Genomic DNA, 10,049 nt, shown 5'->3' on the forward strand with positions numbered 1-10,049 from the left:
TTGCTTCAGGATATCGGTGGAATCGGGTATGCGTGGCCCAACAGCCCTCAGAGCGACATATCGCATAACCATCAGGGCAACTTCACTTCAATCTGGACGAGTGTGACGCCCTGCGACGTTAATGAGAAAAGAGAGATAGGCATCTATCAGCATAGGACCTTCACGTGCCCGCAGGGCTACGGCATACGGAATCAGACTGGAGTAGGGCTGTACTGCGCGATTACCTGGTGGGTTGCTGATCCCCGAAAAGCGGCGGGTGCATGTGCGAAGGGTCAAATGGAGGTGGGGAATCCCTGCGAGATCGGAAGCGGAAACAAGCATTTGCTTCAAGAGGACTATCGAAGCAACTCGTCCTTGGCGTTCCAACGTCATTACAACAGCAACTACGCAATCAATTATCAACCCATTGCTTACGACTATGAGCCTTTGGGGCCTGGTTGGACTGCCACATACTTCCAACGGATCGACTATGTGCCCTCCAGCGTGGTCGTGGCCGCAAATGTCTATCGGCCAGATGGAAAGATGTTGGTGTTTCAGGGTTCCGGAGCAACCTTTACGGGACCGCCCGATATCGACGAACGCCTAGTTGCACAGCGTGATCAAAACGATGTGATCACGGGCTGGACACTTACAACGTCCAGCGATGACGTTGAAACGTATGATGGCACGGGGAGGCTTGTCAGCATCGTAAGCCGTGGAGGCTACGCACAAACGTTGCAGTATGGACAAGACGGAAATCTGTCAGTTGTGGTGGATAACTTTGGGCGCACCTTGGAGTTCATCTTTGATCAGGGTCGATTGCAGCGGCTGATCGATCCAGCCGGTCAACACATCGACTACGTCTACAATCCGAATGAGACGCTTGCCACTGTAACGTTCGGCGATGGCACGTCGAAGCAGTACCACTACGATGGCTTCTTTTTGATCGGGATAACCGACGAACTTGCCTCCAGATACTCGACCTATGGATATGAGTCAGGGCGAGCCGCATCAACAGAACTCGCAGGCGGCGTCAACAAGTACACAATCGCTTCCAGCACCTTCTATCGTGAAGTGGTCGATCCGCTAGGGAAGCTGCGAACATACGGATTCGATCCCACGGCGTTGCATCATCTGTACCGAGTGCGATCCGCGTCGTCGGTCTCGACCGATCGAAACAGCCCGAAGACCGTCGCATATGATGTAAATGCGAACATTAGCTTGAGGAGGGACCACAACAACAACGAAACACAACTGACATACGACTTGTCTCGCAATCTGGAAACCTCGCGCACTGAGGCTTACAGTACGCCAAGAGCTCGAACAATCGCCACGCAATGGCATTCTACTTACCGCCTTCCCATCGAAATTGACGAACCCGGCAAGCGCACGACGTTCACCCACGATGCGAACGGCAACGTCCTGACGAAGATCGTCCTCGACACGACGACGAGTGACTCGCGCACCTGGACCTACACCTACAACGCCTTCGGCCAAGTATTGACGGCCGACGGCCCTAGAAGTGATGTCTCTGATGTCACGACCTACACGTACTACACCTGCACCACCGGTTATCAGTGCGGCCAGGTGCACACGATCACCAACGCCCTCGGCCACATCACGACCTACACCACCTACAACGCGCACGGCCAGCCGCTGACGATCACCGATCCGAACGGGGTGGTGACGACGCTGACCTACGACCTGCGCCAGCGCCTGACCTCCCGCACGGTCGGCTCGGAACAGACCACCTTCGAGTACTGGCCGACCGGCCTGCTGAAGAAGGCGACCCTGCCCGACGGCAGTCATCTCTCATACACCTACGACGCGGCCCATCGCCTGACCGACATCAGTGATGCCGAAGGCAACACGATCCACTACACGCTCGATGCGATGGGCAACCGCACGAACGAGGAACTGCGCGATCCGTCCAGTGCCCTGACGCAGACCCGCACCCGGGTCTTCAACACGCTCAATCAGCTCTGGAAGCAGATCGGCGCGGCCGGTGGCGCTTCCGTCACGACGACGTTCGGTTACGACAACAACGGCAATCAGGCGAGCATGGCGGCCCCGCTGGGACGCAGCACGAGCCAGACCTACGACGAACTCAACCGGCTGACACAAGTCACCGATCCCAACAGCGGCCTGACGACTTACGGCTACGATGCATTGGATCAACTGATCTCGGTGACCGACCCGCGCGGCAAGGTAACGAGCTACAGCTACAACGCACTGGGCGATCTCACCCGGCAAGTCAGCCCCGACACCGGCACGACGATCAACACGTACGATACGGGCGGTAATCTCAAGACGAGCACGGAGGCGCGCGGCAAGATGGCCACGTATACCTACGATGCCCTGAACCGTGTCACGAGCCTGACCTACGCCGATCAAACGATCGGCTACAGCTACGACAGCGGCACGAACCAGAACGGCCGCCTCACGCAGATCACGGACAACTCAGGTTCGACCCACTGGAGCTACGACCCGCAGGGTCGGGTGCTCTCGCGCCAGCAGACGATGGGCGCGATCACCAGGACGCTCGGGTACAGCTACGACAGCGCGGGTCGATTGCAGACACTGACACTGCCCTCGGGCAACACGATTCAGTACGGCTATGCGAACGGCAAGGTGGTGAGCCTGACCCTCAACGGCAGCACGCCGCTGCTTTCCAATGTCCTGTATCAACCCTTTGGCCCCATCGCCGGCTGGCGCTGGGGCAACAGCACGCTGGCGGTCAGAGACTATGACCAGGACGGCAAGCTCACGCTCACCGACAGCGCAGGATTGAGAACGTACAGCTACGACGATGCCTTCCGCATCACCGGCATTGGCGATGCGAGCAATCCCAACCTCTCACAGAGTTATGGCTACGACCTGCTCGACCGCCTCACCAGCGCCACCGGCGCGGGCCTCAGTCAGGGGTGGACATACGATGCCAATGGCAATCGGCTCAGCCAAACGGGCAGCGCTCCCTCGGCCTACACGGTTTCGGCCAACAACAACCGGATCGCGTCGATTACCGGCGCACTTGCCAAGACCTACACCTACGACGCCGCGGGCAACACCACGAGCGACGGCGCCACAAGCTTCGCGTACAACGACGCGGGAAGAATGATGTCGGCGACGAAGGCCGGCGTGACCTCGACGTACGCGCTCAATGGCCTCGGCCAGCGGGTGAGAAAGACGACGGGCGGGCACTCGATCTACTTCGTCTACGACGAAGCCGGCCGCCTCATCGGCGAATACGACGGCTCAGGCAATCTGCTCCAGGAGACGGTCTGGTTCGGCGATATCCCGGTGGCCGTTCTGAAGCCGAACAGCGGCGCTGCGCCGCAGACCGTCACGCTGGCCTCTACTTCGGATACATATATTCAAAGCGGAACGCCGACGACCAATTATGCCTACGCGCCGCAACTGCTCGCCCGACTGGCGAACAGCGAAGGTCTGACGCGGGCCTCGTTCCTGCAGTTCGGTCTGGCCGGCGTGCCGGCAGGAACGATCACGTCGGCGCGGCTGCGCCTGTACGGCCGGCATGAAGCGCCGAGCGGATCGGGACTGCCGATCTCGGTCTGGCCGGGCACGCTGACGACGAGCTGGAGCGGCGTCAACGTCAACTACAACAATTCGGCCACGCTCACCGGCGTCGATTTCTACGCCACCAGTTCGATTGCGACGACCACCGTGGGCATCAATGCGGCCTATCGCGAATGGGATGTGACGAGCTACGTGCAGCAGCGCCGCGCATTGGGCCATGCGACGTTCGGCGTCGCCGTGAACGCCGCGCATCTATACCGCGTGAGCTTCAACTCCGCCGACGCCACGGGCAACCGCCCGCAACTGGTGGTGACGGTCGCCGGCAGCGGCGGCAGCAGCAGCGGCATCAACCACTTCTACATTCACACCGATCATCTGAACACGCCGAGGAAGATCACGCGGCCGGATGACAACGCCATGGTGTGGCGGTGGGACGCCGATCCGTTCGGTACGACGCTAGCCAACGAAGATCCCGATGGGGATAGCACGTTATTCACGTACAGCCTGCGCTTCCCGGGACAGTACTTCGGTGCCGAAACTGGGCTGCACTACAACTACTTCAGGGATTACGATCCAAGCACGGGGCGGTACGTGCAAAGTGACCCGATCGGACTATATGGTGGAATGAATACCTACGCATATACCAATAGCCAGCCGATGGTTCTCGCCGATCCAAGAGGATTGCAGGCCATTCCAATTCCGGCGGCGCCGACCGTGCCTCCGGGCACTCCTGCGACTCCAGATCTATCTAGAGTTCTCGCCGAGCTGCTGAATAAGATGGGGGAAGCCCTCAAGAGTGTATGCCCTCCTACACTCTCAGAGATTGGAAGATGCGATAAAGTTTTGGCGGACTGCCGCAAAAAGTGTACCGACATCTTCGTTGACAATCCTGAGAAACTGCCGGGTGTTGGCACCGATCGCCAAGGAAGGTTACGCCGCTGCATTCGTGAGTGTATGGAGCAGCAACAGTGTTTCGACTTTTGAGGAACTAGTATGGATCGCGCAATCGCAGTTCAGTTGCTGAGCATAGTGAAGTCTTTGGACGCGCCACTAAATGCGGCAGCAGACTTGGCCGACAGCATCGACGATGTTACGGAGATGAAATCTATCCGGAGGGTCATCGGAGAAGTAGGAGCAAAAATGTATACGGAGTTGACCGTGCCTATCTTGCGGCAACATCCGGATTTAGATTTGGATCGAACAGGCGATGCGGGCACTTAACACTGTGTCCGCATCGTTAACGTAGGAGAAGATCAATCTGTCGCTGTGGGTCGCTTAGAAAGCGTTTGGCCACAGTGAAGTGTTCGGTTTGTTGATACTCGACGCGTTCGAGTCCTTGAGTGCCAATTTGGTAGATCCAAGCGTTGGGATAAGTCATGAGAATAGGTGAATGTGTGGCGATGATGAACTGCGAATGTGCCTGTACAAGGTCATGAAGCCGCACGATCAATGCGAGTTGTCGTGACGGTGAGAGCGCGGCCTCAGGTTCATCGAGTATGTAGAAGCCGTTTCCGCTGAAACGATTCACCATCAATGAAAAGAATGACTCGCCGTGTGATTGCTCATGCAGGGACCGCCCACCATACGAATCTATGATGGGGGGAGCCGAGGCAGGCTCTGAATCAAGCCGTTCAATCTCCGTTGCGACGTTGAACAGACTCTCGGCCCGCAAAAAAAAGCCGTCCTTAGGTCGAGTTATTCCTTTTACGAGCGTGATGTACTTGTGAAGCACAGAGTGCGATTCGCGTGTCTGGAATCTGAAGTTTTTTGTGCCACCTTCTGGATTAAAGCCCCATGCGACTGCGATGGCCTCGAGCAACGTAGACTTACCGCTACTATTCTCGCCGACGAGAAATGTCACTGAAGGGTGGAGAGCCAGAGTGTGGAGGTGGCGCACTGTTGGAAGTGAGAAGGGATACTCTTCTGATGACGTAACCCGTTCTCGCCGCAACTTCACCTTTTGGACGTATGGCTCTTGATTCAATTCCGACATGTGGGAATCCTAAGTCTGCACCCTATCGTACAACGTCATGAGGCGAGCGGATACGCGTAATGGAGGACAGTGATGCTTGAGGAAATCATTGCTGAGCTAGAGCGATCCGAAGAAGCGAAGGGAACTGAGATATCGCAGAATAAAATTCGCGAATGGATGCGCACTGCGAACCTAGATGCCTTGGGTGCTCTTTATGCGCTGCTATCCAAGTCAGTGCAGGCGGCGCGCGTAGCTCCGCCAGAATGCGGAAGGCAGGATCGCCTCGCGGTGCATGGCAGGCCACGTTGTGGCCTGAAGCAGGTGGAATCAATGTGGGCTGAGCTTGCGCCTGAGGGCATCGAGTGAGTGTTCGTCGCCTGTTCGCGCATGAAGAGCCGCGTGACTTCCGGCGAGGTGTCGTAGAAGCGGCAGGTTGTTCGGCCGCAGAATTGACCCGGTCGGCCTTGCGAAGTGCACCTACTCCATTTCAAGGCGCAAGATGATCTGTGCGCCCAACGCTGGCGGTTCGGAAACGATCATCGGACCGGAGGGCGTTTGGTCCGGCCTTCGGGAATGCAAAGACAATCCGAGCGATGCTTGCGTCAAGAGCCACTCAAAATGATCGACGGCATGGCGTGAAATCGGTGCGCGTCATGCGCGAACTCCGCACGTTGAGTTGATTGGCATACCGTCAGATCGATGCCTATGGCATTCCGCGCGGCCGTCGTGGAAGCTGCACGACATCCCCGTCGCCGGAGCCGCCGCCGTCCATGCGCAATCTCGATTTTAGTTCCTGGCAGGCATTGCTCTCGACGCTGCTCGGCCTCGCCGTCATCACGCTGATCATGGTCGGCATCCGCCTGATCGTGATGCAGATGGTGCAGCAGCGGCGCGAGCGCGAGAACCGGCAGATCAACGAACGCCTGCGGACGCTGATCGCGGCGTACAAGACGCTGGGCGGATCGTTCACCGGCAATCTCGCCGTCGATCCGACGCATCTGCGCGATCTGCGGCGCGAAGCGGAGGCGGCGCCGGCTGCAGAGGAGAGCTGGGCCAGCAGCGATCGCTCGCGCCGGATTCGCGATGCCGTCGAAGCCGCGCTGTCCGACGTCATTCTGCTGGGCACCGAAGAACAGGTGCGGCTGGCCGCGCAAGCCGCCGCCGATCTGGTCGCGCGCCGTCCCGTGCATACCGCCGAGCTGGTGGTGTCGCTGCGGAATTTCATCCGCCAGGTGCTCGATCTCGATCCGGTGCCCGTGCAACTCGCGATTCCTGCGCAGGGGCCGGCTCGTCCGGCGGGCGGCGGCAAAGGCAAGGGTGAAGGCGGAGACGGCGGTGGGCAGCGCGGCGGCAAGGGAGGTGGCGCCGGTGGTGGCGGCGGCGCGGGAATCGGAGTGGGGATGGGCATCGGTCTGGGCGGATCGGTCGCGGCCGGCGACGATCCGGGCAGCGATCGCTAGATGCGGGACATGCCCGGCTCCAACATCGATCTGCCGGCTTCGCCGTACACCGTCGTTGCGTTCGGCGCGGGCGACGGTCGCGTCGTGACTTATCAGGGAATGATGAGCCTCGAAGCCGCCGTGCAACTCATGGTCGCGAGTCTCGAAGATTTCGACTGGCCGGCGCTGCAGATGCGGGGCCGGGAGACTGCCGGCGGACTCGCCGGCTATGAGGAAATGCTCGATCTCGTCTCGCTCGTGGCCGAGATCAATCTGTATCTGGCGCGTCTGGTGTGGAGCATCAAGGTTCCGCCATCCATCGGGCTGCCGCGCCTGCTGGCAAGCGCACACGAAGCCGACGAACTGCGCTACCTGGCGAACCTGGCCACGCAGCGTTCGCTCGCAGACGACGAACTCGCACTGCACCTGCTGGAGCAGGGCGAATTCATGTCGCAGTGGGGCGAAGCGCGGCGGGTGCTCGTTACCGAGTAAGCCTCACAGCAGGTCCGCGATGTCCGCGCCCACCGCCCAGGAATTACCGGCGTGGGCGATCACGGCCAGTGTTTTCGCGCCCGTGCCGGTCGGCACGATCTGCACCACGCCGAAGTTCACTTCGGTCACGACCTCGCGCAGTTTCGAGTGAATGCCTGCCGCGACGTCGAAGCTGTCGTCGAGTATCGAACCGATGGTGGGTTTGGGATTCAGGTTCTCGACCACGCTGATGCCCGACGAGGTGAGCGACACCGCTTTGCAGTCGGGCTTCCTGATCGTGATGTCGAAGATGCCGCCGACGTGGATATCGCCGGACACGAACAGCAGTTCACGCGCGCCGGCGGATTTGTTGGTCAGTCGCGCCTGGGCGCATTTGCGCAGCAACCGTTCCTGCTCCGGACGAGCGTAGCTGTGCGACCACTGGTCGCGGGCCTCGTCGATGGAGTTCACGTTGAAGTTGCCGAGATTGACGGGGCTGCCGAACAGGCTGGTCAGGTGCGAGCCCACGGCGGCGAGTGCGAACTGGCCGAATTTCGAACTGCCCTTGGGCGACACCGCCTGTTCCAGGTCGCCCTTCCTGAAGGCTTCGATGTCGTCGGTGCGACGGCCGACCAGTTTCTGACTGGCGCCATGCGGATCCATGGAGGCGACCGGCGTCGGCGTCATCACCACCAGTGCGTCGATCGGGTCCGGAATGTCCGCCAGCAACTGCTCGACGAAATTCCACTGGGCCTGGCCGAGGATCGGCAGCACCGGCCGAAACACATCGCGCTCGCCGCGGCTGTCGAGCATCAGCACCAGCACCCGCCCGCAGACGAAGGCGCAGGGCAGCGCCGTGCGCGATGCGAAGGGCCACGCCGCGAATCCCGGCGGCAGCGGTGCGTTGTGGCAGCCCTGGAAATGCCAGTACACATCGCGCGCATCGCGAAAATAGTCGTCGCAGATATCGAAGATGCGCTGTCCGCGCGGATAGCGCTGCACCATGGTCGGGCTGTTGGCGGCGAGCGATCCCCAGCCGTCGCGGATGTCATGGTCGTCCCACATCATGTAGGTGGGCAGGTGCGACAGCACATGCTGCACCGGCGGGCGCGACCAGTTGCGCAGATACTTTTCCGCGAGCGCCGCACGACGGACGCGGGCGGGCGATTCGCGATGCTGATCGAACACGTCCGGCGGATCGTCGTCATGGTAGACCTGATCGCCCATCATCAGGAGGAAGTGCGGCCTGGCGCTGTCGACGAAGCGTTTGAGCGCCTCCCAGGAACCCAGTTCGACATCGGAGTTGCAGGAGATGGGACAGAACAGGATCGGCGCCATCGAGCCGGGCAGCGGCATGGTGCGGAAGGTGCCGCTCGCTGCGGCCACGCGCCGTCCGCGGCGCAGGATGCTGTACGAGTGACGCCAGTCCGGGCGCAGTCCGGTGGCGATCGCGATGCCGGTGCAGAACTCGAGTACGTCGCCTTCGGTGCTGACGAAGTCGAACGTGCCCGCGCCCTGCACGCGCAACTGGTATTCGCCCGGATCATCGAACGCCTGGATCCAGATCGTGCTGGACGACTCGGTCGTGTGGCCCACGACCGGGCCGAGTTTCAGGCGCGTGCACCGGCGGCGCGTCACGGCTTCGACGTGCTGTCGGGGTTCAGCTTGTTCAGCGCCGTCGCGATGGTCTTGCGCAGCGCATCGGCATCGCGCACCGGCAGCACGATCGGCAACGCATCCGGCAGCGGCGTCTGGATCTTGTTGCGCTGGTAGGTCGTGCGCAGCTCCTGGAGCCGCCCGTTGTAGCTTTCGAGCTGCGGGGCCGCTTTCACCAGTTGGGCGATGGATCGCAGGTCGGTGGCGCCTGCACCTTTGAGTGTCTTTTTCTGTGCGGCGCTGAGGCCGAGTGTCTTTGCCGCTTCATCGAATGGCAGGTTCTGCGGATCGCCAGTACGCAGTCGCGTCCAGCGGTCGAGCAGCAGTCCGAGGATCGGTTCGCTGCCCAGCGACAGGCCTTTCTGCGGAAAGCCGCGCCGGTTGGCGAACAGCGTCGCGAGCCGGTTTTCCAGCAGGTTCCAGCGTGTCGCGGTTTCGAAGGCGCGCTCGCGTGTCGAGAGATTGACCGCGCTGGCATCGGCAGCGACGCCGCCGATGTCGAACAGGCCGGGATCGACCGGCAGGTGCGCCAGCGGCGAAACGGCCACGGTGCTGCCGGACACCGTCAATGCGGAATTCGTGAACGCGAAGCAGGTGTCGAGCGTCCGCGTCTCGCCGAGCAGCACGCCGCGCTCGACCGGCGAGCGGGCGACCTCGCGCTCGTACTCGTCGCGCAGCACTTCCAGCCAGATCTCGAGCATGTGCTTGTAGGCCACGAAAGCCCGCGGCACGTTCCCCGGATTGGGACCGCGCGGCGGCGATACCACGTCGATGCTCATGTAGCCTGGGCCCGAAATCACCCAGTTCTCGATGATGGGGCGCGGAAAGTTCTGCGGATTCGGCAGCGACGGCGTCAGATCGACGTCCAGCTCTTCCAGCCGAGCTTCGCCTTCAAGCTGACGCAGGACGGCATGAGCACCACAAGCGATGCCTTCATCGTGAATTTCGGCGAGGGCTCGGAAGTGTTCTTCGAGAGCGGCGGCCTGGTCTTCGCC

7 protein-coding genes are annotated in these 10,049 nt (G+C 60.9%); 4 read left to right on the plus strand and 3 right to left on the minus strand.

The annotated features are described in order from the left end of the window. The first annotated feature begins 276 nt into the window (after window positions 1–276). Window positions 277–4,500, plus strand: coding sequence for a CBM96 family carbohydrate-binding protein (locus V7D81_RS15885; RefSeq protein ID WP_324318024.1), 4,224 nt, complete (start codon window positions 277–279; stop codon window positions 4,498–4,500). Between the two features lie 253 nt (window positions 4,501–4,753). Here V7D81_RS15885 and V7D81_RS15890 read toward each other — a convergent pair whose 3' ends face one another. Continuing rightward, a complete protein-coding gene (locus tag V7D81_RS15890) occupies window positions 4,754–5,509 on the minus strand; it encodes an AAA family ATPase (protein WP_324317998.1) in 756 nt (251 codons plus the stop codon). Window positions 5,510–5,581: 72 nt separating this feature from the next. Here V7D81_RS15890 and V7D81_RS15895 point away from each other — a divergent pair, with 72 nt between their 5' ends. From V7D81_RS15895 to V7D81_RS15905, 3 genes are all read left to right on the plus strand, one after another. Next, window positions 5,582–5,854, plus strand: coding sequence for a hypothetical protein (locus tag V7D81_RS15895; protein WP_324317999.1), 273 nt, complete (start codon window positions 5,582–5,584; stop codon window positions 5,852–5,854). 404 nt (window positions 5,855–6,258) lie between these two features. Then, window positions 6,259–6,948, plus strand: coding sequence for a hypothetical protein (locus tag V7D81_RS15900; RefSeq protein WP_324318001.1), 690 nt, complete (start codon window positions 6,259–6,261; stop codon window positions 6,946–6,948). 9 nt (window positions 6,949–6,957) lie between these two features. After that, window positions 6,958–7,419, plus strand: coding sequence for a hypothetical protein (locus tag V7D81_RS15905; RefSeq protein WP_324318003.1), 462 nt, complete (start codon window positions 6,958–6,960; stop codon window positions 7,417–7,419). Window positions 7,420–7,422: 3 nt separating this feature from the next. Here the strand turns inward: V7D81_RS15905 and V7D81_RS15910 are convergent, their stop codons facing one another. Then, window positions 7,423–9,036 (minus strand): alkaline phosphatase D family protein, encoded by a 1,614-nt coding sequence (locus tag V7D81_RS15910; RefSeq protein ID WP_324318005.1) that lies wholly within the window; start codon window positions 9,034–9,036, stop codon window positions 7,423–7,425. Further along, on the minus strand, window positions 9,033–10,049 hold a 1,017-nt coding region (locus tag V7D81_RS15915; RefSeq protein ID WP_324318007.1), incomplete at its 5' end, for a hypothetical protein. The genes V7D81_RS15915 and V7D81_RS15910, both read right to left, overlap by 4 nt.

It is taken from the genome of Povalibacter sp., from assembly GCF_036735925.1.
In the GTDB taxonomy this organism is placed as follows: Bacteria; Pseudomonadota; Gammaproteobacteria; order Steroidobacterales; family Steroidobacteraceae; genus Steroidobacter.